The sequence below is a fragment of the Pseudomonas sp. AB39(2026) genome (assembly GCF_059831485.1).
Genome location: NZ_CP195212.1, coordinates 2,679,757 through 2,703,832, shown reverse-complemented (window position 1 = coordinate 2,703,832; position 24,076 = coordinate 2,679,757). Strand labels below are relative to the sequence as shown.

General features: G+C 55.4%; 31 protein-coding genes. 28 read left to right on the top strand and 3 right to left on the bottom strand.

Annotated elements, in window-relative coordinates; genetic code table 11:
* Nucleotide 1 precedes the first annotated feature (1 nt).
* The 21 genes from rplP to bfr all read left to right on the top strand — a co-directional run bounded on the left by rplP (nt 2) and on the right by bfr (nt 10,345).
* Nucleotides 2–415: a 50S ribosomal protein L16 gene (gene rplP, locus ACSAMW_RS12410; RefSeq protein WP_009397508.1), complete on the top strand. Its 414-nt coding sequence runs from the start codon at nt 2–4 to the stop codon at nt 413–415.
* Complete coding sequence (gene rpmC / locus ACSAMW_RS12405) at nt 415–606, top strand: 50S ribosomal protein L29 (RefSeq protein ID WP_040261502.1); 192 nt, start codon at nt 415–417, stop codon at nt 604–606. Before rplP ends, rpmC begins: the two co-directional genes overlap by 1 nt.
* 2 nt (nt 607–608) lie before the next feature.
* A complete protein-coding gene (rpsQ, locus tag ACSAMW_RS12400; protein WP_168085193.1) occupies nt 609–875 on the top strand; it encodes a 30S ribosomal protein S17 in 267 nt (88 codons plus the stop codon).
* 23 nt (nt 876–898) lie between these two features.
* Complete coding sequence (gene rplN, locus ACSAMW_RS12395) at nt 899–1,267, top strand: 50S ribosomal protein L14 (protein WP_003243907.1); 369 nt, start codon at nt 899–901, stop codon at nt 1,265–1,267.
* 11 nt (nt 1,268–1,278) lie between these two features.
* Entirely contained in the window at nt 1,279–1,593 is a 315-nt protein-coding gene (gene rplX, locus ACSAMW_RS12390; protein ID WP_168085192.1) for a 50S ribosomal protein L24, read from the top strand.
* Between the two features lie 20 nt (nt 1,594–1,613).
* Nucleotides 1,614–2,153 (top strand): 50S ribosomal protein L5, encoded by a 540-nt coding sequence (rplE, locus tag ACSAMW_RS12385; RefSeq protein WP_168085191.1) that lies wholly within the window; start codon nt 1,614–1,616, stop codon nt 2,151–2,153.
* 13 nt (nt 2,154–2,166) lie between these two features.
* Nucleotides 2,167–2,472 carry a 30S ribosomal protein S14 gene (rpsN, locus tag ACSAMW_RS12380; protein ID WP_168085190.1) on the top strand — a complete coding sequence of 102 codons (306 nt, stop codon included), beginning with the start codon at nt 2,167–2,169 and terminating at the stop codon, nt 2,470–2,472.
* Nucleotides 2,473–2,662: 190 nt separating this feature from the next.
* Nucleotides 2,663–3,055, top strand: a complete 393-nt coding sequence (rpsH, locus tag ACSAMW_RS12375; protein ID WP_168085189.1) for a 30S ribosomal protein S8 — start codon at nt 2,663–2,665, stop codon at nt 3,053–3,055.
* A gap of 12 nt (nt 3,056–3,067) precedes the next feature.
* Nucleotides 3,068–3,601, top strand: a complete 534-nt coding sequence (gene rplF / locus ACSAMW_RS12370) for a 50S ribosomal protein L6 (protein WP_168085188.1) — start codon at nt 3,068–3,070, stop codon at nt 3,599–3,601.
* A gap of 10 nt (nt 3,602–3,611) precedes the next feature.
* Nucleotides 3,612–3,962 carry a 50S ribosomal protein L18 gene (gene rplR / locus ACSAMW_RS12365; protein WP_168085187.1) on the top strand — a complete coding sequence of 117 codons (351 nt, stop codon included), beginning with the start codon at nt 3,612–3,614 and terminating at the stop codon, nt 3,960–3,962.
* Between the two features lie 3 nt (nt 3,963–3,965).
* A complete protein-coding gene (gene rpsE / locus ACSAMW_RS12360; RefSeq protein ID WP_500590581.1) occupies nt 3,966–4,466 on the top strand; it encodes a 30S ribosomal protein S5 in 501 nt (166 codons plus the stop codon).
* Nucleotides 4,466–4,642 (top strand): 50S ribosomal protein L30, encoded by a 177-nt coding sequence (rpmD, locus tag ACSAMW_RS12355; RefSeq protein WP_168085185.1) that lies wholly within the window; start codon nt 4,466–4,468, stop codon nt 4,640–4,642. Before rpsE ends, rpmD begins: the two co-directional genes overlap by 1 nt.
* A 3-nt stretch (nt 4,643–4,645) precedes the next feature.
* Complete coding sequence (rplO, locus tag ACSAMW_RS12350) at nt 4,646–5,080, top strand: 50S ribosomal protein L15 (protein WP_168085184.1); 435 nt, start codon at nt 4,646–4,648, stop codon at nt 5,078–5,080.
* Nucleotides 5,081–6,415, top strand: coding sequence for a preprotein translocase subunit SecY (gene secY / locus ACSAMW_RS12345; protein WP_168085183.1), 1,335 nt, complete (start codon nt 5,081–5,083; stop codon nt 6,413–6,415).
* Nucleotides 6,416–6,443: 28 nt separating this feature from the next.
* The gene (rpmJ, locus tag ACSAMW_RS12340) at nt 6,444–6,560 is read left to right on the top strand and encodes a 50S ribosomal protein L36 (RefSeq protein WP_002555468.1); all 117 of its coding nucleotides are present in this window, start codon (nt 6,444–6,446) and stop codon (nt 6,558–6,560) included.
* Nucleotides 6,561–6,690: 130 nt separating this feature from the next.
* On the top strand, nt 6,691–7,047 hold the full coding sequence (gene rpsM, locus ACSAMW_RS12335; protein WP_168085182.1) for a 30S ribosomal protein S13: 357 nt from the start codon (nt 6,691–6,693) through the stop codon (nt 7,045–7,047).
* Between the two features lie 30 nt (nt 7,048–7,077).
* Entirely contained in the window at nt 7,078–7,467 is a 390-nt protein-coding gene (gene rpsK, locus ACSAMW_RS12330; RefSeq protein ID WP_002555466.1) for a 30S ribosomal protein S11, read from the top strand.
* Between the two features lie 18 nt (nt 7,468–7,485).
* Nucleotides 7,486–8,106 carry a 30S ribosomal protein S4 gene (rpsD, locus tag ACSAMW_RS12325; RefSeq protein ID WP_168085181.1) on the top strand — a complete coding sequence of 207 codons (621 nt, stop codon included), beginning with the start codon at nt 7,486–7,488 and terminating at the stop codon, nt 8,104–8,106.
* Between the two features lie 22 nt (nt 8,107–8,128).
* Nucleotides 8,129–9,130: a DNA-directed RNA polymerase subunit alpha gene (locus tag ACSAMW_RS12320; protein ID WP_500590580.1), complete on the top strand. Its 1,002-nt coding sequence runs from the start codon at nt 8,129–8,131 to the stop codon at nt 9,128–9,130.
* 43 nt (nt 9,131–9,173) lie between these two features.
* The gene (gene rplQ / locus ACSAMW_RS12315; RefSeq protein WP_168085180.1) at nt 9,174–9,560 is read left to right on the top strand and encodes a 50S ribosomal protein L17; all 387 of its coding nucleotides are present in this window, start codon (nt 9,174–9,176) and stop codon (nt 9,558–9,560) included.
* Between the two features lie 314 nt (nt 9,561–9,874).
* Nucleotides 9,875–10,345, top strand: a complete 471-nt coding sequence (gene bfr / locus ACSAMW_RS12310; RefSeq protein WP_168085179.1) for a bacterioferritin — start codon at nt 9,875–9,877, stop codon at nt 10,343–10,345.
* 33 nt (nt 10,346–10,378) lie between these two features.
* Here the strand turns inward: bfr and uvrA are convergent, their stop codons facing one another.
* The gene (gene uvrA / locus ACSAMW_RS12305; protein ID WP_500590579.1) at nt 10,379–13,216 is read right to left on the bottom strand and encodes an excinuclease ABC subunit UvrA; all 2,838 of its coding nucleotides are present in this window, start codon (nt 13,214–13,216) and stop codon (nt 10,379–10,381) included.
* A 200-nt stretch (nt 13,217–13,416) separates the two neighbouring features.
* On the opposite strand from uvrA, the gene ACSAMW_RS12300 reads away from it, so the two are divergent.
* Complete coding sequence (locus tag ACSAMW_RS12300) at nt 13,417–14,811, top strand: MFS transporter (protein ID WP_500590578.1); 1,395 nt, start codon at nt 13,417–13,419, stop codon at nt 14,809–14,811.
* 10 nt (nt 14,812–14,821) lie between these two features.
* Entirely contained in the window at nt 14,822–15,346 is a 525-nt protein-coding gene (locus ACSAMW_RS12295) for a single-stranded DNA-binding protein (protein WP_168085176.1), read from the top strand.
* A 350-nt stretch (nt 15,347–15,696) separates the two neighbouring features.
* Here the strand turns inward: ACSAMW_RS12295 and ACSAMW_RS12290 are convergent, their stop codons facing one another.
* Nucleotides 15,697–16,290, bottom strand: coding sequence for an SIR2 family protein (locus ACSAMW_RS12290; RefSeq protein ID WP_500590577.1), 594 nt, complete (start codon nt 16,288–16,290; stop codon nt 15,697–15,699).
* A gap of 303 nt (nt 16,291–16,593) precedes the next feature.
* Complete coding sequence (locus ACSAMW_RS12285; RefSeq protein ID WP_500590576.1) at nt 16,594–17,229, bottom strand: hypothetical protein; 636 nt, start codon at nt 17,227–17,229, stop codon at nt 16,594–16,596.
* A 468-nt stretch (nt 17,230–17,697) separates the two neighbouring features.
* On the opposite strand from ACSAMW_RS12285, the gene ACSAMW_RS12280 reads away from it, so the two are divergent.
* The 5 genes from ACSAMW_RS12280 (at nt 17,698) to ACSAMW_RS12260 (ending at nt 23,989) form a co-directional block, all read left to right on the top strand.
* Complete coding sequence (locus tag ACSAMW_RS12280; RefSeq protein WP_500590575.1) at nt 17,698–18,909, top strand: ABC-three component system protein; 1,212 nt, start codon at nt 17,698–17,700, stop codon at nt 18,907–18,909.
* A gap of 3 nt (nt 18,910–18,912) precedes the next feature.
* The gene (locus ACSAMW_RS12275) at nt 18,913–19,398 is read left to right on the top strand and encodes a three component ABC system middle component (RefSeq protein WP_500590573.1); all 486 of its coding nucleotides are present in this window, start codon (nt 18,913–18,915) and stop codon (nt 19,396–19,398) included.
* Nucleotides 19,395–20,657: a hypothetical protein gene (locus ACSAMW_RS12270; RefSeq protein ID WP_500590572.1), complete on the top strand. Its 1,263-nt coding sequence runs from the start codon at nt 19,395–19,397 to the stop codon at nt 20,655–20,657. Before ACSAMW_RS12275 ends, ACSAMW_RS12270 begins: the two co-directional genes overlap by 4 nt.
* A gap of 42 nt (nt 20,658–20,699) precedes the next feature.
* Complete coding sequence (locus tag ACSAMW_RS12265; protein ID WP_500590571.1) at nt 20,700–21,335, top strand: DUF3732 domain-containing protein; 636 nt, start codon at nt 20,700–20,702, stop codon at nt 21,333–21,335.
* Nucleotides 21,336–21,562: 227 nt separating this feature from the next.
* Entirely contained in the window at nt 21,563–23,989 is a 2,427-nt protein-coding gene (locus ACSAMW_RS12260) for a DEAD/DEAH box helicase (RefSeq protein ID WP_500590570.1), read from the top strand.
* The last annotated feature ends 87 nt before the right edge of the window (nt 23,990–24,076 follow it).

Genomic DNA, 24,076 nt, shown 5'->3' with positions numbered 1-24,076 from the left:
AATGTTGCAACCAAAGCGTACAAAATTCCGCAAGCAGATGACCGGCCACAACCGTGGTCTGGCACTGCGCGGTAGCAAGGTCAGCTTCGGCGAATTCGCCTTGAAAGCTGTTGCTCGTGGTCGCCTCACCGCCCGCCAGATCGAGTCGGCACGTCGTGCTCTGACCCGTCACGTAAAACGTGGTGGCAAGATCTGGATTCGCGTGTTCCCTGACAAGCCGGTCACCAAGAAGCCTCTCGAAGTGCGGATGGGTAAAGGTAAGGGTAGCGTTGAGTACTGGGTAGCCCAGATTCAGCCAGGCAAAGTCCTGTATGAAATCGAAGGTGTTTCCGAAGAGCTGGCGCGTGAGGCATTTGCCTTGGCAGCTGCAAAGCTGCCCCTCGCCACCTCCTTTGTTAAGCGGACGGTGATGTGATGCAAGCGAAAGAACTTCGTGAGAAATCAGCACAGCAGCTGAACGAGCAACTGCTCGGCTTGCTGCGTGACCAGTTCAATCTGCGTATGCAGAAGGCAACTGGCCAGTTGGGGCAGTCTCACCTGCTCTCGCAAGTGAAGCGCGACATCGCTCGCGTGAAAACTGTGCTCAACCAGCAGGCAGGTAAGTAATCATGGCTGAAGCCGAAAAAACCGTCCGTACGCTGACCGGCCGTGTCGTCAGCGACAAGATGGACAAAACCATCACCGTATTGATCGAGCGTCGCGTAAAGCACCCGATCTACGGCAAGTACGTCAAGCGTTCGACTAAGCTGCACGCTCACGACGAAAACAACCAGTGCCACGTTGGTGACAAGGTCACCATCAGTGAAACCCGTCCGGTCGCCAAGACCAAGAACTGGGCCCTGGTTGAAATCGTTGAACGCGCTGTTGAAGTCTAAGGGCTAGGGGTCGGAGATATTTTATGATTCAGACTCAATCCATGCTCGATGTGGCCGATAACAGCGGCGCTCGTCGCGTAATGTGCATCAAGGTACTCGGCGGTTCGCACCGCCGTTACGCCGGCATTGGTGACATCATCAAAGTTACCGTCAAGGAAGCGATTCCTCGCGGTAAGGTCAAGAAAGGCCAGGTGATGACCGCTGTTGTCGTACGTACCCGTCACGGTGTGCGCCGGGCTGATGGTTCCATCATCCGCTTCGACGGCAACGCTGCTGTTCTTCTGAACAACAAGCAAGAGCCGATCGGCACCCGTATCTTTGGGCCAGTGACCCGTGAACTTCGCTCTGAGAAGTTCATGAAGATCGTCTCGCTCGCCCCAGAAGTGCTGTAAGGAGATCCGACATGCAAAAGATTCGTCGTGACGACGAGATCATCGTGATCGCCGGCAAAGACAAGGGCAAGCGCGGTAAGGTGCTGAAGGTTCTCGCTGACGACCGTCTGGTCGTTGGTGGTCTGAACCTGGTCAAGCGCCATACCAAGCCGAATCCGATGGCTGGCAATCAAGGCGGTATCGTCGAGAAAGAAGCGCCTCTGCACGCTTCCAACGTTGCCATCTTCAACGGTGAAACCAACAAGGCTGACCGCGTTGGCTTCAAAGTTGAAGACGGCAAGAAAATTCGTGTCTTCAAGTCGACCCAGAAAGCGGTTGATGCTTGAACACTGCTAGGTAGAAGACAATGGCACGACTAAAAGAGATTTATCGGAAGGAAATCGCTCCGAAGCTTAAGGAAGAACTTAAGCTGTCGAACGTGATGGAAGTTCCGCGCGTTACCAAGATCACCCTGAACATGGGTCTGGGCGAAGCCATCGGTGACAAGAAAGTCATCGAGCACGCTGTAGCTGATCTTGAGAAAATCACCGGCCAGAAGCCTGTCGTTACCTTCGCTCGCAAGTCCATTGCAGGCTTCAAGGTGCGTGAGGGCTGGCCGATCGGCGTCAAGGTAACCCTGCGCCGCGATCGTATGTACGAATTCCTGGATCGTCTGCTGTCGATCTCCCTGCCTCGGGTCCGCGACTTCCGCGGCCTGAATGCCAAGTCCTTCGATGGTCGTGGTAACTACAGCATGGGTGTGAAAGAGCAGATCATCTTCCCGGAAATCGATTACGACAAGATCGATGCTCTTCGCGGTCTGGATATCACCCTGACCACCACCGCCCGTTCGGACGACGAAGGCCGCGCTCTGCTGCGTGCTTTCAAGTTCCCGTTCCGTAACTGATAGGAGTCGGACAATGGCTAAGAAGAGTATGAAAAACCGTGAGCTGAAGCGTCAGCAAACGGTAGCCAAGTACGCTAAAAAGCGTGCCGAGCTGAAAGCAACCATCGTTGACCTCAATGCCTCTCCAGAAGAGCGTTGGGCTGCCAGCGTAGCGCTGCAGAAGCAACCACGTGACGCCAGCGCCTCGCGCATGCGTAACCGTTGCCGTCTGACCGGTCGTCCTCACGGTGTATACCGTAAGTTCGGCCTGGCGCGTAACATGCTGCGTCAAGCTGCAATGCGCGGTGACGTACCAGGTCTGGTCAAGGCCAGCTGGTAAGTCTCAGATCACGGCGGAGCGATCCGCCGCTGGTCACGCGATCCAATCAAGCCCCTCATGGGGCTTGATTCGTTTCCACGGTATGTCTAGAATTGCCGGCTCGCCTGAGCCCGGACCTTGGTCCTGGGCAGCACACAGGCGATTTTTGCAGCCGAAAGGCTCGTTTTCTTGTATCAGGAGCGTCTAGCCCATGAGTATGCAGGACCCGTTAGCGGACATGCTAACTCGCATCCGTAATGCCCAGATGGCTGAAAAGTCCGTCGTAAGCATGCCTTCCTCCACTGTGAAGGTAGCGGTAGCCAAAGTTCTTAAAGACGAAGGTTACATCGCGGGTTATCAGGTCACCGGTGAAGCCAAGCCTTCACTGTCCATCGAGCTTAAGTACTTCGAAGGCCGTCCGGTTATCGAAGAAGTTAAGCGCGTCAGCCGTCCCGGTCTGCGTCAGTACAAATCCGTCGATGATCTGCCAAAAGTTCGCGGCGGCCTCGGCGTATCGATCGTCTCCACCAGCAAAGGTGTGATGACTGATCGTGCTGCGCGCGCTGCCGGTGTCGGTGGCGAAGTCCTTTGCACCGTGTTCTAAGGGGGGATAAGCATGTCTCGCGTCGCTAAGAACCCCGTCAGGCTGCCTGCCGGCGTAGAAGTAAAGTTCGCTGGTCAGCAACTGTCGATCAAAGGTGCCAAAGGTACCCTCGAACTGAATGTGCACGCTTCTGTTGAAGTAGTCGAAGAGGGTGGCGAACTGAAGTTCTCCGCTCGCAATGGCGACCAGCAGACCCGCGCAATGGCCGGCACCACTCGTGCTCTGGTCAACAACATGGTGCAGGGCGTAAGCCAAGGCTTCGAGCGCAAGCTCCAGCTGGTCGGCGTAGGTTACAAGGCTCAGGCCAAGGGCGAAATTCTGTCCCTGGCGCTCGGTTTCTCGCACCCGGTTGATTATCAGCTGCCGCAAGGCGTTACCGCTGAAACTCCAAGCCAGACCGATATCGTTATCAAAGGTATCGACAAGCAGCTCGTTGGCCAGGTTGCCGCGGAAATCCGCGACTTCCGTCGTCCAGAGCCGTACAAAGGCAAGGGTGTCCGTTACGCGGATGAAGTCGTCCGCCGTAAAGAAGCCAAGAAGAAGTAGGGCCTAGCAAATGACCGACAAAAAAGTTACTCGTCTGCGTCGCGCTCGCAAAGCACGCCTGAAAATGCACGAGCTCGAAACCGTGCGTCTGTGCGTGTACCGCTCTTCGCAGCACATTTATGCCCAGGTCATTTCGGCCGACGGCAGCAAGGTCTTGGCAAGCGCTTCGACCTTGGACAAAGAACTGCGTGATGGCGCCACTGGCAACATCGACGCCGCCACTAAGGTTGGCCAGCTGGTCGCTGAGCGTGCGAAAGCCGCTGGCGTTTCCCAAGTGGCTTTCGACCGTTCTGGCTTCAAGTACCACGGCCGCGTCAAGGCGCTGGCTGATGCTGCTCGTGAAGGCGGGCTGGAGTTCTAAGTTATGGCAAATAACGATCAAAAGCGCGACGAAGGCTACATCGAGAAGCTGGTTCAGGTTAACCGCGTCGCCAAGACCGTAAAAGGCGGTCGTATTTTCACCTTCACCGCGCTGACCGTGGTAGGTGATGGCAAAGGCCGTGTCGGCTTCGGCCGTGGCAAATCCCGCGAAGTGCCTGCCGCTATCCAGAAAGCTATGGAAGCTGCTCGCCGCAACATGATTCAGGTAGACCTGAACGGCACCACGCTGCAGTACGCTACCAAGTCCGCCCATGGCGCGTCGAAGGTATACATGCAGCCTGCTTCGGAAGGTACTGGCATCATCGCTGGCGGCGCAATGCGTGCTGTCCTGGAAGTTGCCGGCGTTCAGAACGTTCTGGCCAAGTGCTACGGCTCCACCAATCCGGTGAACGTTGTACATGCCACGTTCAACGGTCTGAAGGCCATGCAGTCCCCTGATTCGATTGCTGCCAAGCGCGGCAAGACCGTCGAGGAGATTCTGTAATGTCGACTGTTAAAGTTACGCTGATCAAGAGCACCGCTGGCCGCCTGCCCAACCACAAACTGTGTGTTAAGGGCCTGGGTCTGCGTCGCATCGGTCATACCGTGGAAGTCCTGGATACTCCCGAGAATCGCGGGATGATCAACAAGGCTTACTACATGCTGCGCGTCGAGGGTTAATCGATGAAACTCAATGATCTGAGTCCAGCGCCGGGTTCCCGTCGCGAGAAGCATCGTCCGGGTCGTGGTATCGGTAGCGGTTTGGGTAAGACTGGTGGCCGTGGCCACAAAGGTCAAACCTCTCGCTCCGGTGGCACCATTGCTCCTGGTTTTGAAGGCGGTCAACAGCCGCTGCACCGTCGCCTGCCGAAGTTCGGCTTTGTTTCGCTGAAAGCCATGGACCGCGCTGAAGTGCGCACGTCCGAACTGGCCAAGGTGGAAGGCGATGTCGTCACTCTGCAATCCCTCAAGGATGCCAACGTGATCAACCAGAACGTTCAGCGTGTGAAAATCATGCTGTCGGGCGACGTTGCTCGTGCGGTCACCCTGAAGGGCATCGCCGCCACCAAAGGTGCGCGTGCGGCTATCGAAGCAGCTGGCGGCAAATTCGAGGAATAAATGGCTAAGCAAGGTGCTCTCTCAGCGCTCAGCAAAGGTGGGGGTTTGTCCGAACTCTGGGCCCGTCTGCGTTTCCTGTTCCTGGCGATTATCGTCTACAGGATTGGCGCACACATCCCAGTGCCGGGTATCAACCCAGACCGGCTGGCAGACCTGTTCCGACAGAATGAGGGGACCATTCTTAGCCTGTTCAACATGTTTTCCGGCGGCGCGCTTGAGCGCATGAGCATCTTTGCACTGGGGATCATGCCGTACATTTCGGCATCGATCATCATGCAATTGATGACAGCGATCAGCCCGCAGTTGGAGCAGTTGAAGAAGGAAGGGGAGTCTGGCCGTCGCAAGATAAGCCAGTACACCCGCTATGGCACCGTAGCCCTGGCACTGGTCCAGGCCATTGGCATGTCCATTGGCCTGGCCAACCAGGGCGTCGCGTTTTCCGCAGGTTTCAGCTTCTACTTCGTGGCAGTTTCCACCTTCGTGGCGGGCGCTATGTTCATGATGTGGCTGGGCGAGCAGATTACCGAGCGCGGTGTCGGCAACGGTATCTCGATGTTGATTTTCTCGGGTATCGTCGCCGGTCTTCCGAGGGCAATCGGGCAGTCCTTCGAGTCTGCACGTATGGGTGATATCAACATTTTCGCCCTGATTGCCATCGGGCTTCTGGCAGTCGCGATCATCGGTTTCGTGGTGTTCATTGAGCGTGGTCAACGCCGCATTGCGGTGCACTATGCCAAGCGTCAGCAAGGCCGTAAGGTCTTCGCTGCGCAAACCAGCCACTTGCCGTTGAAAGTGAACATGGCCGGGGTTATCCCTGCCATTTTCGCTAGCAGCATTCTGCTGTTCCCGGCTTCGCTGGGCGCCTGGTTCGGTCAGTCCGAAGGTATGGGCTGGCTGCAGGACGTCTCGCAGTCGATCGCGCCTGGTCAGCCGTTGAACATCTTGCTGTTTACCGCAGGGATCATTTTCTTCTGCTTCTTCTATACAGCGTTGATGTTCAACCCTAAAGACGTAGCGGAAAACCTGAAGAAGTCCGGTGCCTTTATTCCTGGCATCCGTCCCGGTGAGCAATCTGCACGCTACATTGATGGTGTGTTGACCCGCTTGACGATGTTCGGAGCTTTATACATGACGGCCGTATGCCTGCTTCCCCAGTTCCTGGTGGTTGCAGCAAACGTACCGTTCTACCTTGGCGGGACCTCGTTGCTGATTGTGGTAGTGGTTGTGATGGACTTTATGGCCCAAGTGCAATCCCACCTCGTTTCGCACCAGTACGAATCCCTGATGAAGAAAGCCAACCTGAAGGGCTATGGCGGCAGCAACATGCTGCGCTGAAGCGCCCATAAGGTTCGAGGAGTTGGTGATGAAAGTTCGTGCATCGGTGAAAAAGCTGTGCCGCAACTGCAAGATTATCCGCCGCGAAGGTGTTGTTCGCGTGATCTGCAGCGCGGAACCACGTCACAAGCAGCGCCAAGGCTGATTGTGAATGTGCTATAAGCCCGGCAGCTAGTGTGCTGCCGGGTTGATTAATTGTTTCTACAGCGATATCATCTCGCGCCCTATTTCTTGGCTTCCGGGGCGCAGGTAGCTGTCAATTGGAGTCCCACTGAATGGCCCGTATTGCAGGCGTCAACATTCCAGATAACAAGCATACTGTTATCTCGCTGACCTACATCTATGGTGTCGGTCGCACCACCGCGCAAAAAATCTGCGCGGATGCCGGTGTAAACCCGGCCGCAAAGATCAAGGATCTGAGCGACGAGCAAATCGAACTGCTGCGTGGCGAAGTTGCGAAGTTCACCACCGAAGGTGACCTGCGTCGTGACATCAACATGAAGATCAAGCGCTTGATGGACCTGGGCTGCTACCGTGGCCTGCGTCATCGCCGCGGTCTGCCGGTTCGCGGTCAGCGTACCAAGACCAACGCCCGTACCCGTAAGGGTCCGCGCAAGCCGATCCGCAAGTAATCGCGCCAGCGAATCGACAGGAATTTACTCATGGCAAAACCTGCTGCTCGTCCTCGTAAAAAAGTAAAAAAGACAGTGGTTGATGGCATCGCCCACATCCATGCGTCTTTCAACAACACCATCGTGACCATTACCGACCGTCAAGGTAACGCCCTGTCCTGGGCTACCTCCGGTGGTTCGGGTTTCCGCGGTTCACGCAAGTCCACCCCGTTCGCGGCTCAGGTAGCTGCAGAGCGTGCTGGTCAAGCTGCGCTGGAATATGGCCTGAAAAACCTTGATGTAAACGTCAAAGGTCCAGGTCCAGGTCGTGAGTCCGCTGTCCGTGCTTTGAACGGCTGTGGCTACAAGATCGCCAGCATCACCGACGTGACGCCAATCCCGCATAACGGGTGCCGTCCGCCGAAGAAGCGCCGCGTGTAATTCAGGAGACGATAGATAATGGCTCGTTACATTGGTCCAAAATGCAAGCTGGCTCGTCGTGAAGGCACTGACCTGTTCCTGAAAAGCGGCGTCCGCGCTCTGGAATCGAAGTGCAACATCGAAGCAGCCCCAGGTATCCACGGCCAGCGCCGTGGCCGTCAGTCTGACTACGGCACCCAGCTGCGTGAGAAACAAAAAGTTCGTCGTATCTACGGCGTGCTGGAGCGTCAGTTCAGCGGCTACTACAAGCAAGCCGCCAGCCAGAAGGGCGCCACCGGCGAAAACCTCCTTCAGCTGCTCGAATGCCGTCTGGACAACGTTGTTTACCGTATGGGTTACGGCGCCACGCGTGCTGAATCCCGTCAGCTGGTATCGCACAAGTCGATCACCGTTAACGGTAAAGTAGTAAACGTTCCGTCCTTCCAGGTTCGCGCAGGCGACGTGGTTGCAGTTCGTGAAAAGGCAAAGAACCAGCTGCGCATCGCTCAAGCCCTTGAGTTGTGTGCCCAGCGTGGCCGCGTTGAGTGGGTTGAAGTAGACGTTGAGAAGAAGTCTGGCACTTTCAAAAGTGTTCCAGCTCGCAGCGACCTCTCCGCCGACATCAACGAAAACCTGATCGTCGAGCTCTACTCCAAGTAAGGGCTAGAAAGTAGGTGCATCCATGCAGATTTCGGTAAATGAGTTTCTGACGCCCCGCCACATTGATGTGCAGGTCGTCAGCCCAACCCGCGCCAAGATTACGCTCGAGCCTCTCGAGCGTGGTTTCGGCCACACCCTGGGCAACGCGCTGCGTCGCATCCTGTTGTCCTCCATGCCTGGCTGTGCAGTTGTAGAAGCCGAGATCGACGGTGTACTCCATGAGTACAGCGCCATTGAAGGTGTTCAGGAAGATGTCATTGAAATCCTGCTCAACCTCAAGGGTCTGGCCATCAAGCTGCACGGTCGTGACGAAGTTACGCTGACCTTGTCCAAGAAGGGTTCGGGGGTGGTCACCGCTGCCGATATTCAGCTGGATCATGATGTCGAGATCGTGAATCCAGAGCACGTGATCGCGAACCTGGCGTCTAACGGCGTCTTGAACATGAAGCTCGTTGTAGCTCGTGGTCGTGGTTACGAGCCGGCTGACTCGCGTCAGAGCGACGATGATGAAAGCCGCAGCATTGGTCGCTTGCAGCTGGATGCCTCGTTCAGCCCAGTGCGCCGTATCGCCTACGTGGTGGAAAACGCCCGTGTCGAGCAGCGCACTAACCTGGACAAGCTGGTCATCGATCTGGAAACCAACGGTACCCTGGACCCAGAAGAAGCTATCCGTCGTGCCGCAACCATCCTGCAACAGCAGCTGGCCGCGTTCGTGGATCTGAAGGGTGACAGTGAGCCAGTTGTCATCGAGCAGGAAGATGAGATCGATCCGATCCTTCTCCGCCCGGTTGACGATCTGGAGTTGACTGTACGTTCGGCCAACTGCCTTAAGGCGGAAAACATTTACTACATCGGTGACCTGATCCAGCGTACCGAAGTAGAACTGTTGAAGACTCCGAACCTGGGCAAGAAGTCCCTGACCGAAATCAAGGACGTCTTGGCCTCCCGCGGTCTGTCCCTCGGCATGCGCCTCGATAACTGGCCGCCGGCAAGTCTTAAGAAGGACGACAAGGCTACGGCCTGATCGTCGTAATCACCGAACGTAGAGTTTCGGTAAGGAATGAACCATGCGTCATCGTAAAAGTGGTCGTCATCTGAGCCGCACCAGCGCGCACCGCAAGGCCATGTTCCAAAACATGGCGGTGTCGCTGTTCGAACACGAACTGATCAAAACCACCCTTCCAAAAGCCAAGGAACTGCGCCGCGTTGCCGAGCCGCTGATCACCCTGGCCAAGGAAGACAGCGTTGCCAACCGTCGTCTGGCTTTCGACCGTACCCGTTCGAAGTCCGCCGTAGGCAAGCTGTTCAACGACCTAGGCAAGCGCTACGCTGCTCGCCCAGGTGGCTACCTGCGTATCCTCAAGTGCGGCTTCCGCGCTGGTGACAATGCGCCGATGGCTTATGTTGAGCTGGTTGACCGTCCGGTCGGCGGCGTAGTTGAAGCTGCCGAATAAGGCGCGCTTCTGCTAACACAGGAAACCGAGCTTAGGCTCGGTTTTTTGTTGCCTGCAAAATAGGGCGCTAGCAGGTGAGCCGTGGCGTATCGCCTTATCACCCAAGGAGCGCATTTCTTTAAAACCCCACATGCGGTATTGCATTAAAAATAGAGGAAGTGGGAACGCAAACACGAAACGCCCTCATTTGATGGTTTTTAGCGCCTTAATAGCTGGTTTTTCGCGAGATTCGCGATTTTTTTGCACTGAGTGATCGACCCATTCATACCGATGGTTCACACTACGCATCTTTCAAGCGCAATGAGATTCAGGCCATGCAAGGTCATCCAGACGTTATCGACTACCTTAATACCCTGTTGACCGGCGAACTTGCTGCGCGCGATCAGTACTTCATCCATTCACGTATGTACGAGGATTGGGGTTTTGCCAAGCTCTACGAGCGCATCAACCACGAAATGGAAGAAGAAGCAGGCCATGCTGACGCATTGATGCGCCGCATTTTGATGCTGGAAGGCACGCCGCGCATGCGTCCAGATGACTTGGACGTTGGCACTACGGTACCTGAAATGTTGGAGAGCGACTTGCGCCTGGAGTACAAAGTGCGGGCTGCACTTTGCAAAGGTATCGCGCTGTGTGAACAGCATAGAGACTATGTAAGCCGCGATATCCTCAAGCTGCAGCTATCGGATACCGAAGAAGACCATACCTACTGGTTAGAGAAGCAGCTTGGGCTGATCAAGCGCATCGGTTTGCAGAATTACCTGCAGTCTCAGATCGGCGCCTGACCCCAACGGAGCAGGCACCGTTTCTCAGCCAGGTTACGCTTTGTCCCGCTCCAGCAATGGCTTAAGGTATTTGCCGGTATAGGATTGGCTCATTTTGGTCACCTGTTCCGGCGTGCCGCAAGCAATGATCTGCCCCCCTCGTGAGCCACCTTCCGGCCCAAGGTCCACCAGCCAGTCCGCTGTTTTTATCACATCCAGGTTGTGTTCGATCACAACCACCGTGTTGCCGTGGTCACGCAACCGGTGCAGCACGTCCAACAACTGCTGAATATCGGCGAAATGCAGCCCGGTAGTGGGTTCGTCCAGGATGTACAGGGTTTTGCCTGTGTCACGCTTGGACAGCTCGCGTGACAGCTTCACACGCTGTGCTTCACCACCCGAGAGCGTGGTCGCCGACTGGCCCAACTTGATATAGGACAAGCCTACGTCCATGAGTGTTTGCAGCTTGCGCGCCAGGGCCGGCACTGCATCGAAGAATGTGCGGGCTTCTTCGATAGTCATTTGCAGCACTTCGTCGATGCTCTTGCCCTTGTAACGGATCTCCAAGGTCTCGCGGTTATAGCGTTTGCTTTTGCACACGTCACAGGGCACGTAGATGTCAGGCAGGAAGTGCATCTCCACCTTTATCAGACCATCGCCCTGGCAGGCTTCGCAGCGGCCACCTTTCACGTTGAATGAGAACCGCCCCGGCCCATAGCCCCGAGCCCTGGCTTCAGGTACACCGGAGAACAGCTCACGGATTGGCGTAAATAGCCCGGTATAGGTCGCCGGGTTTGAACGGGGCGTGCGGCCGATGGGGCTTTGATCGATATCCACCACCTTGTCCAAATGCTGCAACCCGTCGATGCTGTCGTGGGCGGCTGCTTCCAATGTGGTCGCCCCATTCAGGGCCGTCGCACTTAGTGGGAACAGGGTATTGTTGATCAGCGTGGATTTGCCCGAGCCCGATACACCTGTTACGCAGGTCAGCAAACCAATAGGGATCTCAAGGTCCACATTGCGCAAGTTGTTGCCGCGTGCGCCCTTGATGCTGAGCGAGCGTTTTTTGTCACGCGGCGTGCGCTTGGCGGGGTACACGATCTTTTTGCGACCGGACAGGTAAGCGCCGGTGAGCGAGTCAGGGTGCGCCATTACCTCGGCAGGTGTCCCCTCAGCCACGATAGCGCCACCGTGTACCCCAGCCCCAGGGCCAATGTCTACAACGTAGTCTGCCAGGCGGATGGCGTCTTCATCGTGCTCTACCACGATCACCGTATTGCCGATGTCTCGCAAATGGTTAAGCGTGGCCAACAAGCGGTCGTTATCCCGCTGGTGCAAGCCAATGGACGGTTCGTCGAGGATATACATCACCCCTACAAGGCCAGCCCCGATCTGGCTGGCTAAACGAATACGCTGCGCCTCACCACCGGACAGCGTATCAGCGCTGCGGTCCAGGGTGAGATAGTCCAGGCCTACGTTTACGAGGAACTGCAAGCGCTCACGGATCTCTTTGAGAATCTTGTCGGCGATCTCACCCTTGCGGCCTGTGAGCTGCAAGCTCCCGAAATAGTCCCAGGCTTCGCCAATAGGCAAACCTGTAACGGCAGGCAGGGTTTTTTCACCGACCCACACATGGCGGGATTCCCGGCGCAGGCGCGTACCACGGCACTCGGGGCAGGGCTGTGTACTCAGGTACTTGGCCAAGTCCTCACGTACGCTGGCAGACTCGGTTTCGCGATAGCGCCGCTCCAGGTTCGGCACAATACCCTCGAAGGGGTGCGAGCGTTTCACGATGTCGCCGCGGTCGTTCAGGTAGCGGAAGTCCACGTTTTCGCGGCCGCTGCCGTACAGCAGCAACTTCTGCTTCTCAGCCGACAGTTCACCAAAGGGTTTTTCCAGGCTGAACTTGTAGTGAGATGCCAGGGAGCCCAGCATCTGGAAGTAGTACACATTACGCCGGTCCCAACCGCGTATAGCGCCTTCCCCCAGGGTAAGGTCGCCGTTCACCAGCCGCTTGGCGTCGAAGAACTGTTTCACACCCAAGCCGTCGCAGGTAGGGCAGGCGCCAGCAGGGTTGTTGAAGGAAAACAGTTTGGGTTCCAGCTCGCTGATGGCATGGCCACAGATGGGGCAGGCGAAGCGGGCAGAGAAAATGATCTCTTCACCTGTGTCGCTTTCATCCATGGGGGCAACCAGTGCAATGCCATCCGCCAGCTTCAGCGCTGTTTCGAATGATTCGGCCAGCCGCTGCTGCAGGTCGCTTCGAACCTTGAAACGGTCCACCACCACGTCGATGGTGTGCTTCTTCTGCTTGTCCAGCTTTGGCGCTTCGTCCAGCTCATGCAGCTTGCCGTTGATACGGGCGCGTACAAAGCCTTGGGCGCGCAACTCCTCCAGCACACCCAAGTGCTCGCCCTTGCGCTCGCGAATCACCGGCGCCAACAGCATCAGGCGGCGGCCCTCAGGCTCGGCCAGCACCAAGTCAACCATCTGGGACACCGTCTGGGCTTCCAGGGGAATGTCGTGGTCGGGGCAGCGTGGGGTGCCTACACGGGCGTACAGCAAGCGCAGGTAGTCGTAGATCTCGGTGATGGTCCCCACAGTAGAGCGTGGGTTGTGGGACGTGGACTTCTGCTCGATGGAAATAGCAGGCGATAGCCCTTCGATCGTGTCGACGTCCGGCTTTTCCATCATCGACAGGAACTGCCGGGCATAGGCCGACAGCGACTCCACATAGCGGCGCTGGCCTTCGGCGTACAGGGTATCGAATGCCAGGGAAGACTTGCCAGAGCCCGAGAGGCCAGTGATAACGATCAGTTTGTCGCGGGGGAGTGTCAGGTCAATGTTTTTCAGGTTGTGGGTACGCGCCCCACGAATCAGGATCTTGTCCAAGGCGGCCTCGCTCGGCGGGCATAAACACGAAAGTATACGGGGACAGGCAGGCAAACTTCACGTCATGGCCTCCCTGCAGCCCAGAGGGCTGATCTGCTGGCGTATGCCATGAAGATCCGTTCATGTGGCATAGCGTCACTCGATGTGCCGTTACTCGATGGGACTGGTAGAATCCCGACCGGTTCACACGAGGTAATTCCATGCAAGATCTCCACAGCGAACGCATGAGTAGCGGCGAAACACGCGCTGCTGCCGGCCTGGCGCTGGTATTCGCCTTTCGCATGCTGGGCATGTTCATGGTGCTGCCAGTGCTGGCTACCTATGGGATGGGCCTGCAAGGCGCCACGCTGCCGCTCATAGGGCTGGCTATCGGTGCCTACGGGCTGACCCAAGCCGTGCTGCAAATTCCGTTTGGCATGATTTCCGACCGAATAGGCCGCCTGCCAGTGATCTATGTAGGGTTGGTGATCTTTGCCATTGGCAGTGGCGTAGCTGCCCAGGCAGACACCATCTGGGGTGTGATCCTCGGCCGCGTGCTTCAAGGGGCCGGTGCCATTTCGGCAGCGGTGATGGCCTTGCTGTCAGACCTGACCCGCGAGCAGCACCGTACCAAGGCCATGGCCATGATCGGCATGAGCATCGGCCTGTCCTTTGCGGTGGCCATGGTAGTGGGGCCACTGCTTACGCGCGCCTTCGGCCTTCAGGGGCTGTTCGCCGCCACAGGCATCCTGGCGCTGCTGGGCATGGCGATCATTGCCTTTGTGGTGCCACGTTCCACGCGCGCGCTGCGGCATCGTGAATCCGGGGTAGCGAAGCAGGCATTGGGCCCTACGCTGCGTCACCCAGACTTGCTGCGGCTGGATGCAGGCATTTTCATTCTGCACGCCATTCTCATGTCCAGTTTCGTGGCCTTGCCCTTGGCCTACGTGGACCGCGCCGGCCTGCCCAAGGAACAGCACTGGTGGGTGTACCTCACGGCCTTGCTGATCTCATTCTTTGCAATGATTCCATTCATTATTTATGGCGAGAAGAAGCGCAAAATGAAGCGTGTTCTTCTCGGGGCAATCATTGTGCTGGCGCTTACCGAACTGTACTTCTGGGCTTTCGCCCAGGGCCTTACGGCGCTGGTAGTGGGCACGGTGGTGTTCTTCACCGCCTTCAACCTGCTGGAAGCTTCGCTGCCCTCGTTGGTCAGTAAGGTGTCGCCCGCTGGCGGAAAGGGCACGGCCATGGGCGTGTACTCCACCAGCCAGTTCCTGGGCGCGGCATTGGGGGGGATTCTTGGCGGGTGGATGTACCAGCACGGGGGCTTGGGCGGAGTATTCCTAGGCTGTGCCGCATTACTGGCGATCTGGGCGGTCATTGCTGGTACTATGCGTGAACCACCCTACGTTACCAGCCTGCGGCTGCCGCTATCGCCAGCGTCGCTGAACGAAGCCGGGCTGGGCGAGCGGCTGATGGTCGTCCCCGGGGTGACAGACGCCGTTGTGGTAGCTGAAGAAGCTGCCATCTACATCAAACTCGATACCAAAATTTTGGATCGCGCAACGCTGGAAGCACTGGTCAACCAGCGCCCAGGCACGCGCGACGCCTAGGAGAACGTTTATGGCCCGCGGGGTTAACAAAGTCATATTGGTCGGTACGTGCGGCCAGGATCCTGAAGTTCGCTACCTGCCCAATGGCAACGCCGTCACCAACGTGAGCCTGGCTACCAGCGAGCAGTGGACCGACAAGCAAAGCGGCCAGAAGGTCGAGCGCACCGAGTGGCACCGCGTGTCCCTGTTCGGCAAGGTGGCGGAAATTGCTGGCAACTACCTGCGCAAGGGCTCCCAGGTGTACATCGAGGGCAAGCTGCAGACCCGCGAGTGGGAAAAAGACGGCATCAAGCGCTACACCACGGAAATCATCGTGGACATGCAAGGCACCATGCAACTGCTGGGCGGCCGCCCACAGGGGCAGGACCAGCAAGGCGGCGGTGATAACTACAACCAGGCGCCACAGGCCCCTCGCCAGCAGGCCCCGCGCCCACAAAGCCAGCCTCAGCAGCAGTCGCGCCCCGCGCCACAGCAGCAGCCTGCGCCGCAGCAGTCCAACGACTTCGACAGCTTTGATGACGATATTCCGTTCTAGCCTGGATAAAGGCTCCTCTGTAAAAGATATTTCCATAGGTTGTTGAAATACAAGTAGATAAGACAAAAAAGCCTGAGGTTTTGTAAATATTCTCAGGCTTTTTTGCACCGCATTTTGTAAAGCAGATTTAGGAAAGCAGACAAACGGTTTTGAAAAGCTAGGTATGCCGACTAAACCGAATGTAAACATTAGAGATCGGTGCATGGTTGTTGAGACAGTTCGTTTGCAGGCGGGAGAACGGTTGCACATGCTCTTGGACGAGCAAGGTCTGCCTGTCCCTGTAAGAAGTCGCCGGCATCAGCGAAACGCTGTTTGCCCTGCGAGCAGGAGGGCGCGTTGCTAATGTTTATTCAGTTACTGCGTGTTCGGCTTATAGTATGCAAAATCTTTGGAATCTCATCGTAGTTTTCATACCAAATAACGTTAACTCCTAGTTCCAGCATCAACTCTTCATTTAGTGCGTGATGTGTTTCTAAGAATGTTTGGGCTCCTTTCGTATTACTTACAACGACTATCTCGTCGCTATTCACCTTGTCGTGACAAAAATCATGAAGATCTAGTCGCTTTATAAATGCAAAGTGCTTGTTTTGCTCGACGCTTCTGGCTGAAATGTCCAGAAGTCTCCTGAGGTTGGGATCAGTCATAGACAAGCCTATCATTAGGCAAATGTTTTCGCGTAGGCAATTAAGCTGGACGAGGTTAGACCAATGATACGCGTTGGTGTAGATATGGTGGTAGCCTTCCTCAGAAAATACCAAGGTGGATTTTTCTAGAGAGTTGTAATTCTTTCTGTTCTCAGGAAGAAAGCCGTGTACATGATATATTGGAAGCTCTTCCGGGTCATATGCTTCACTTTCAGTGTAGATGCTTCGATGTGAAATTCCCGATTTGTTAAGTTCTCTCTCAAGTAAATCATCAAAATTGTAGTTTACTACTGATTTCACTTTCGCTCCTGTGCGCCTTGGCATGCACATGGAAGCAATTTCTTGAATGAGTGGGGAGCTTATGTCAAAGGTTTGGTTTCTCAGTTCGTATAGGCTTTCTGTGATCGCATTTACAAAGTTGTCAGTAGCGGGAGTCTTTCCCGTAAGTCCCTTTCTAATATACCTTGCACCCATTAATGCCGACGATTCAGAAACTTTATTAAGGCGGTCAACTAGTTCTGGTATTTCGGGTCTGGTTATGGTTTTTTCAGTATCAAACGCTTGCGTAAGGTAGGATATAAACAGCGAGTTAAGAAGGTTGTCTCAGCCTGGCATGCCTGCGCTGCTAGAAACTCCAGCTCCAAGAAATAGTGAGAATTGCCCTCTATCAAAACTATCCTTCAAATTATGAATGACGGTTTCTCTTTTCTTTCGCCAGTCTTGCTCTGCCGGCTTTACTGCGGCCTCCAGTCGTAAAGAGAAAAGGTTGTTGCTGATTTCGTTGGCTTTTCCAGGGTGTTTCGTGACCAGTTTGTTTAACTCTTCTATTCCCCAAAAAACGAACTGGCAAGTTTTGGTCACGGCTTGGCTGCTGAGGAACGGGTTCAGGCTATAGAGATCGGCAGGGAGCGATTTGGCACTTATTATAATTAAGGTTTTGGGTTTAGAGTTATCTGGTAATGATTCAACTTGTGATAGAAATTCTCTTAAGTATCTCGACTGTGCCCTTTTTAGGAAGCTTCTGACGTCATATGTGATTTCGAAAAACACCATTCCGTCATGCTCGTCAAAGCCATCTGGTGCGCAAGCATCGAACAGTTTAGAAGAATCCTCAAAGTATATTCTCTTGTCTTGAGAGGATATGTGGAGTTTCAGAAGGTTAAGTACGAACGTCTCAAAAGAGTAGCCTCTTCTAGAGCCTCCCGCCTCAATGTTCTTCAATATGGATTCAATACGCATGCTACATCCTATATATTTTAATGATCGCCATATCCTAATACGGTGATGGCCGATGGCTGGTATGCGGTAGGCTAGCTTAAAACCTATTTTTATCGGTTGTTCGCCTTTTCACGAAACTAGCTTCCTCTATTTCTCCTACCCTAACCAATTGAATGTATTGGTTTTTTTCATGGAAAGTGCAGATTTCTCGATGACCAAGCGCTACGTAATTGTAAATGAATCTTGGGCGGTGATAGCAGACCTGTTTGTCGAGCAACGGTACAGCCGGCGGCCCACACCGACGCCAGACTAATGCTGAACTATTGGCGATGGGCCGGATGCGGGCCGGCCATTTCTCTGCGGATCTGGGGTTTTGCGTTTCGCGGCTTAGTCCCTAGCCGCTTCTAGTAGGCTTTGCGATGGCATTCTGGTATCGTTCTGCCATTTTTATTGGATCGCATTCAGTCGTACGGAGGCTTGTGGTCGAGAATGGATGGAACAGATTCGAACACTGTTCATGACGCATCGGCGGCTGCGCTAGGTTTTTATTATCAGAGCCAGTATGCGCTCCTAATGTTGGTACGGCTGAAAACAGACGATGCTGCTGTGGCCATTGAGAGGCTTGATGACATTGAAATCAAGTCCAATGGACAGTCCTTGCTGTACCAACTCAAGCACTCCATCCAGGAAAACCCGCCTCCAGTTACGCTCGCATGTGTGGCGCTATGGAAGACCATCAAGGTCTGGATAGACGCCATCCCTTTGGTATCGCTCGCTGATACGAGGTTCCACTTAGTCGCAGTGGGCCCCGTACCCGACGGCTCTGCGTTGATGGCACTGTGCGACGAGGAAACTGATCGAGAGCCCTTGCTCAACGCAATGCTTGAGGAGGCGCAGAGGGTTGTCGCAGAGCGTGCGGACGATCGAGCAAACAAAGTCAGTCTTCGCCATGCTGCTCGTGCCAAAGGCTGTGAGGCCTTTCTCGCGCTTGACCCGACCATCAGATCCAGTCTTCTCAAGCGAATCTTCATAAAGCCTGATGAAGTCACCATCGGAGAGATTCCTGCTGAATTATCCCGACACCTGCATTTGCTGCCCAAAGAGCACCGTCTACGTGCCGCTGAGAGCCTGCTTGCATGGTGGGATTTGCAAGTGGTCTACACGCTGTGTGGTAAACGCGACCGGGTTGTTCACCGAAGTGAAGTAGAGCACACCCTATCGTCGATCATCCCCCAGTTGGACGAGGACAAGCTGACCGCTGACTTCGATATGGTGAACCATCCAGACGACTATCAGGCTGACAGCATGCTGTACCGTCAGATCGCTTTGGTCGGCGGCAAGCCCTCGGACATCAGCAAAGCTGTTCGTGAGCAATGGCGGGCTGCACACCAGCGATCAAAATGGATTCGTGAAAAGCCTCAACTACGCTCGAAAATCGCCAAGTACGACGACAAGCTCAAGGAGTCCTGGTCGGATATTCACACCCGGATGGTTGAAAATTGCGAAATGCGCAGCCCCGAAGAGATCGCACCCATGGGGCTTGATGTCTTGCGTTGGACTCATGACTTTGCGCCGAAAGAGGTCGAGCCGATCTCATCAAGCTGGAGCGGTCACTACTACGTGCGAGGAACCTACCAACTGCTGGCTATCGATCTGACGGTAGGGTGGCATGCCCAGTACCTGAAGCTTCTCAAGGAATAGGGAATGGCCATCACACACGATATCTACGCCGAAACCAACCCGGCATATTGCGCCGCATTGCTGACCCACTTCGTTACAGGGTATCTGTCGTTTGGAAGCAGCGCTCCCGACATCACGTTGTGCTATGCGGCTCTGCCGGTAGCACTCTCGGGTGACCTGGCTTCGACCTTTGATCGCACTAATCGAAGCACAGGCCTATTGGAGTGGCTGCACCGTAGCCCGGTCATCCAGATCCGGCTCGCGGACAGGATTAACGGCTCACTGGAAATTGTGACCGAAGCAATCCAGTTCGCCTGCTTCAGCCAGTTGTTAACGCTCAACCCCGAAGGCCGTGTAGTTCACGGGGCGTCCTCGATGCCTCGACATCTCACCGCGCAACTGGGTGAGGACACTCAACAAATCTTCAAGAAAATTCACCGCTTGGGTTACTGGTTTGCCTCGGCGGGTACTACACGGACAGTATTCGACATGATGGGGCTGGAGCTATGAGCCGCTGGAATATTTCAAACATTTTTTTCATCGGCGAGGGTGGTCGGCTACGCGACCTTCCGCTGAAATTGGGAGAGGTAAATATCTTCACGGGTGCATCCGGTACGGGTAAATCCACCCTGATCAAAGCCATTGATTACTGTCTTGGCTCCAGCAAGTGCGAGCTGGCGGCGCACGTGAAGCGACATAGTCTCGCGGTGGGTCTGAAATGGGTGCTCGGAGATGCGCAGATGATTACTGCGCGGATAGTCCCGCCTGTGGGTCAGGCCACCAGCACCAAAATGTACGTGAGCAACGGACGGGGTCTGCCAATTCCAAGTCATGTCGAGCAGCTCCAAGGCTTGACGACACTTGAGGCAGCAAAGGGCTTCATCGAGCGCGCCTTTGGGATTGCTGGTGTGCCCGATGCTTCCGATGACAAAACTGCCCGTAAATGGCGTCCCACGGTACGTCACGCGACGGCTTACATGTTCGTGCCCAAGGATGTCATTTATAACGAAACTGCTCTGCTGCATGGACTGGATCAGGCTGATGAAGCCCCGGCCATTGTCGAAACGATGCCCTACTTCCTCCGCATTGTGAGCGAAGATTCGGTGCTCAAGGAGCGGCGCCTGCGTGAGCTTCGCAAGCAGCTTGAGCGAGAGGAGCGGCAGCAACGGTCTCGCCAGGCAGCCGGTAGCGACTACAAAAAGCACGCCTTGCGTTTGCTGCATGATGCAAGCCGAAGTGGCCTGTGCGACACCCCTTCTCAGGAGTCTTCCGAGAAAGAATTGGAGGGCGTGCTCAAACGCGTTCAGCGCTCTGCCAGCAGAACCGGTTCGAACCCGAATGAGAGTGAGCTCGGCAAGTTGTACGACACTCGTCGAGGCTTGCTGAGCACCCTTGAACAAACGAAGAGACAATCACGTGCGACCAGCTCAGCCCTTCAGGACATGGTGGGGTTCGAGGGTACGGTGCGACGCCAATATGAAAAGCTGAAAATTGCAGAGCATCTCAAGCCAGCGGCAGACGCATGCCCAGTATGTGACAGTCCGACCGAACGTGGTGCTGCAATCTCCGAGGCTATCCGCCACTCCATGGCCGTCATTCGGTCGGAGAGTGTGGCGGTTGAGAACGTGCGGCCTCGACTGATCGAGCACCAAGACTCGTTGGGCATGGAAATTGATCGCCTGAATCGCCAAGTGAATGAGGTTGATGAGCGTATCAAGACCTGGATTCGCCAGAGTGAGGAGGCCAAGCAGTTGAACACCTTGGCCTAGTACCATGCGAACCTGCAGGGCAAGGTTTCACAGTTTCTGGAGATGAATCCAACCACGCCGCAGCCTGGGTCAGACTTGGGTGTCCTGCGAGACCAGATCCAGAGTTTGGAAGGGCAAATCGACACCGAAGCCAAGGAAAAACTGCTGAGGTTTGCCGAGCGCAAAGTGTCCGAATATCTGTCAGAAGCGTTCGGCCAGCTGCCTACTGTGGCTCCCTGTATTGGGGCCGACCTTCAGTTTTCCTCCAGACCACCAGATGTCGCGATCATCGAGCAAGACTCAAGGGCTTTATTGCGGCTGCATGACGCCGGGTCGGACGAAAACTATCTGGCTATTCACGTTGCCCTGTCTTTCGCGCTGCAGAAGTATCTGGGAGAGATCAACTCGCCAGTACCTGCCTTTCTTGCGTTTGACCAGATCAGTCGGCCCTATTACCCGCAACGTGGGGAAGACGAGTCGACCATCGAGGAGAACGAAGAGGTCTCAGCCATGCGGCGGCACCTCGACTTCCTTTTCGATGAAACGGCTGCTCAGAAGGGCTTACAGGTGTTGCTGATCGAGCACGCGTACTTCGGTGACGATCCCAGGTACGTCAAGGCTACTCGTAAGCGATGGAACAAGGAGTCAGAGGATGCACTGATTCCTAGAAATTGGCCTAGGCGGCCAGACACCATTTAAAGAGCGCACTGGTAGCCCATGCTGGGAATAGTCCCGTGGCTGGATCGCGGGTTTCCAGCATGGCAGAGCAGAACAAGTAATCGTTAATGATGAGATCCAACCCAATGATCATGAGCGACTGAAGCTCAACGACGACTGCGAGGTAAACAAGGATGGTGGACTTCAACAAACTCAGATCGCAGTCTCAGCGACCTGCACCGATAGATCCCCTGGAAATCTTCAGGCGCATGCCCAAGCCTCAGGGCATCAATGATCTGTATACCAGTCAAGCGGAGGTGCTGGAGGCATGGTTCGGGCGAAAGGATGAGCGTGACACGGTAGTCAAGCTCCACACCGGGGGCGGCAAGACTCTGGTTGGTCTGCTGATTGCTCAGTCGACCCTGAATGACCTCAAAGAGCCCGTTCTGTATCTGGCTCCGACCACTCAGTTAGTTAAACAGACCTTGGAGAAAGCGAAATCGTTGGGGATTCTCGCTGTCCCATACACCCGAGGTCAGCCCCTGCACGACGACTTTGTGAACGGCAAGGCTGTCATGGTCGCTTCCTACAACGCCCTATTCAATGGCCACAGTAAGTTTGGCGTTCGTGGGTTGAAAGCGCCCATTAGAGTGGGCGCCGTTATCCTTGATGACGCCCACGTAGCATTCTCTGTGGTGCGCGAATCGTTCACCCTTGAGGTTTCCTCTGCGGATGACAAGGAAACGTACGAGGCGCTGTGCACTTTGTTCCGTAATGCTTTTCGAGACATTGATCGACTAGGCACCTTTGACGATACCGTTTCAGGCCTCAACAGCGGCGTAGTTGAAGTGCCTTATTGGGCCTGGAATGAGCAGTTGGATACCGTAAGGGGAATGTTGCGACCCGACGGTGCGAACGTTCCTTATGCTTGGCCATTGCTGCGAGACAATCTGCATCTGTGCCATGCGCTGATCAGTGGCAAAGTCTTCACCATTACAAGTGTTCTGCCCCAGGTAAACAATTTCCCCACATTCGCTGATGCGCCTCGGCGTATCTACATGTCGGCGACCATCGCTGACGATAGCGAAATTGTCCGCACATTCGACGCCGATCCCCAGCTCGTAAACAACGCTTTGACCTCCAGGTCTCTCGCGGGTATCAGTGAGCGGATGATCCTGATCCCAAGCCTGATGCCGTTCGATTTCGATCCGCAACAGGTCGCTAAGTCAACGCTCAAGCAAGTGGCTGGGATGAACCTGGGGGCTGTTGCTTTGGTGCACGCCAACTATGCCGCGCAGGCATGGACTGACACTGCGCAGTTCGCGGAAGGCTCAGACCAAGTGGAGATTGCGATCGAGGCGTTGCAGTCGCGTAGAACCAATGGGCCATTCGTATTTGCCAACCGTTACGATGGAATCGATCTACCCGGTGACTCTTGCAGAGTTTTGGTGATGGAAGGGCTTCCCTCCGGCACGTCTGATTATGAGCTGTTACGTGCTGCGACCCTCTACGGTGGAGCTACCATCAGTCGCATGCTCGCTCAGCGCATTGAACAGGGAATCGGACGCGGAGCGCGTGGGGCTGGCGACCATTGCGTAGTCCTGCTGCTTGGCTCGGACTTAGCTGGCTGGATTGCCAAGGACGCGAACTTCAGGCTGCTCACGAGCGCGACTCGGGCACAGCTCGAAATGGGGTCGACGGTCAGTAAAGAAGTCAGTGATGTCAACGATTTGAACAATACAATCGCGCTCAGCATCAATCGGGACATCGGATGGATTGAGTACCATGCCGCAACCCTTGCGGAAAACGTTGGGCCAGAGGCGGCAGACCCGAAGCGGTTCAATACTGCCTCAACGGAACGCAAGGCCTTCAACCTTTGGGCTGATGGTTTTTATGACAAAGCTATCGAACGTTTGGATCAGGTAGCAGGTGCCCAAGGCGCGGTGGATGACCAGACACGTGGTTGGTTGTACCAATTGGCAGGCCGTATCGCGGAAAACTGGGGGCAAGCCGAGCGCAGTGACGAGCTCCAACGATCGGCATTTTCCGCGAACCGCAACCTTTTGCGTCCACGCACCGCTCCTCCCTACCGGCCCTTAGCGTCTCCCGGCGCACAAGGCGCAGCAATTGCTGTTCAGCTACGTGGATACCGGATCAGGCGCGGCCTGCTTCAACGCTTTGAGGAGGTGGTGTCCAAGTTGCACGGCGGCGCATCTGCCAATCAGTTCGAGCAAGCGCTTGCAGAGCTTGGTAGCTTGATCGGGCTTACTACAGAGCGCCATGATGTCGGTGGGGAAGGGCCTGATGTGCTTTGGCTTCTCCCCAACAAGACTGCTCTGATCCTGGAAGCAAAAAGTCGCAAACAGGACAAAAATCCGTTGACCAAGGAGGAGCATGGTCAGCTTCTGGTCGCAGAACAGTGGTTTGTCCGAAACTACCCCGGCTACTCAAGTCATCGAGTGGTGGTGCACCCCAGTAACAAGGCAACCGCCGCAGCGTCAGCGAACGAGAGCTATGCGCTCACGCTTGATCGGTTGAACCAACTGGTTGCTGAGTCCCGGGTATTGCTGAAAGAGCTTTGTGAGTCTCAGTTGACCGACATCGAGCTTGAAGGGCAGTGTCAGCTTTCAATCGAGCACTCGCCGATACGGGCAGACAGATTGGTCAACTACTTGGTGCCTTTCGTGTATGCCTAGTAGCGTCCAGGCAAAGCGCGTCTGAAATCCGTGTACGGCTGGCACAAGCTGCGTCAGCCGTGCATGTGTGCGCTAATTGAACCTGGC

What these genes read in the sequence shown, in the direction of transcription:
- rplP (WP_009397508.1), top strand. Translation starts at nt 2, where the DNA reads ATGTTGCAACCAAAGCGTACAAAATTCCGCAAGCAGATGACCGGCCAC.
- rpmC (WP_040261502.1), top strand. Translation starts at nt 415, where the DNA reads ATGCAAGCGAAAGAACTTCGTGAGAAATCAGCACAGCAGCTGAACGAG.
- rpsQ (WP_168085193.1), top strand. Translation starts at nt 609, where the DNA reads ATGGCTGAAGCCGAAAAAACCGTCCGTACGCTGACCGGCCGTGTCGTC.
- rplN (WP_003243907.1), top strand. Translation starts at nt 899, where the DNA reads ATGATTCAGACTCAATCCATGCTCGATGTGGCCGATAACAGCGGCGCT.
- rplX (WP_168085192.1), top strand. Translation starts at nt 1,279, where the DNA reads ATGCAAAAGATTCGTCGTGACGACGAGATCATCGTGATCGCCGGCAAA.
- rplE (WP_168085191.1), top strand. Translation starts at nt 1,614, where the DNA reads ATGGCACGACTAAAAGAGATTTATCGGAAGGAAATCGCTCCGAAGCTT.
- rpsN (WP_168085190.1), top strand. Translation starts at nt 2,167, where the DNA reads ATGGCTAAGAAGAGTATGAAAAACCGTGAGCTGAAGCGTCAGCAAACG.
- rpsH (WP_168085189.1), top strand. Translation starts at nt 2,663, where the DNA reads ATGAGTATGCAGGACCCGTTAGCGGACATGCTAACTCGCATCCGTAAT.
- rplF (WP_168085188.1), top strand. Translation starts at nt 3,068, where the DNA reads ATGTCTCGCGTCGCTAAGAACCCCGTCAGGCTGCCTGCCGGCGTAGAA.
- rplR (WP_168085187.1), top strand. Translation starts at nt 3,612, where the DNA reads ATGACCGACAAAAAAGTTACTCGTCTGCGTCGCGCTCGCAAAGCACGC.
- rpsE (WP_500590581.1), top strand. Translation starts at nt 3,966, where the DNA reads ATGGCAAATAACGATCAAAAGCGCGACGAAGGCTACATCGAGAAGCTG.
- rpmD (WP_168085185.1), top strand. Translation starts at nt 4,466, where the DNA reads ATGTCGACTGTTAAAGTTACGCTGATCAAGAGCACCGCTGGCCGCCTG.
- rplO (WP_168085184.1), top strand. Translation starts at nt 4,646, where the DNA reads ATGAAACTCAATGATCTGAGTCCAGCGCCGGGTTCCCGTCGCGAGAAG.
- secY (WP_168085183.1), top strand. Translation starts at nt 5,081, where the DNA reads ATGGCTAAGCAAGGTGCTCTCTCAGCGCTCAGCAAAGGTGGGGGTTTG.
- rpmJ (WP_002555468.1), top strand. Translation starts at nt 6,444, where the DNA reads ATGAAAGTTCGTGCATCGGTGAAAAAGCTGTGCCGCAACTGCAAGATT.
- rpsM (WP_168085182.1), top strand. Translation starts at nt 6,691, where the DNA reads ATGGCCCGTATTGCAGGCGTCAACATTCCAGATAACAAGCATACTGTT.
- rpsK (WP_002555466.1), top strand. Translation starts at nt 7,078, where the DNA reads ATGGCAAAACCTGCTGCTCGTCCTCGTAAAAAAGTAAAAAAGACAGTG.
- rpsD (WP_168085181.1), top strand. Translation starts at nt 7,486, where the DNA reads ATGGCTCGTTACATTGGTCCAAAATGCAAGCTGGCTCGTCGTGAAGGC.
- ACSAMW_RS12320 (WP_500590580.1), top strand. Translation starts at nt 8,129, where the DNA reads ATGCAGATTTCGGTAAATGAGTTTCTGACGCCCCGCCACATTGATGTG.
- rplQ (WP_168085180.1), top strand. Translation starts at nt 9,174, where the DNA reads ATGCGTCATCGTAAAAGTGGTCGTCATCTGAGCCGCACCAGCGCGCAC.
- bfr (WP_168085179.1), top strand. Translation starts at nt 9,875, where the DNA reads ATGCAAGGTCATCCAGACGTTATCGACTACCTTAATACCCTGTTGACC.
- ACSAMW_RS12300 (WP_500590578.1), top strand. Translation starts at nt 13,417, where the DNA reads ATGCAAGATCTCCACAGCGAACGCATGAGTAGCGGCGAAACACGCGCT.
- ACSAMW_RS12295 (WP_168085176.1), top strand. Translation starts at nt 14,822, where the DNA reads ATGGCCCGCGGGGTTAACAAAGTCATATTGGTCGGTACGTGCGGCCAG.
- ACSAMW_RS12285 (WP_500590576.1), bottom strand. Translation starts at nt 17,229, where the DNA reads ATGCGTATTGAATCCATATTGAAGAACATTGAGGCGGGAGGCTCTAGA.
- ACSAMW_RS12280 (WP_500590575.1), top strand. Translation starts at nt 17,698, where the DNA reads ATGGATGGAACAGATTCGAACACTGTTCATGACGCATCGGCGGCTGCG.
- ACSAMW_RS12275 (WP_500590573.1), top strand. Translation starts at nt 18,913, where the DNA reads ATGGCCATCACACACGATATCTACGCCGAAACCAACCCGGCATATTGC.
- ACSAMW_RS12270 (WP_500590572.1), top strand. Translation starts at nt 19,395, where the DNA reads ATGAGCCGCTGGAATATTTCAAACATTTTTTTCATCGGCGAGGGTGGT.
- ACSAMW_RS12265 (WP_500590571.1), top strand. Translation starts at nt 20,700, where the DNA reads ATGAATCCAACCACGCCGCAGCCTGGGTCAGACTTGGGTGTCCTGCGA.
- ACSAMW_RS12260 (WP_500590570.1), top strand. Translation starts at nt 21,563, where the DNA reads ATGCCCAAGCCTCAGGGCATCAATGATCTGTATACCAGTCAAGCGGAG.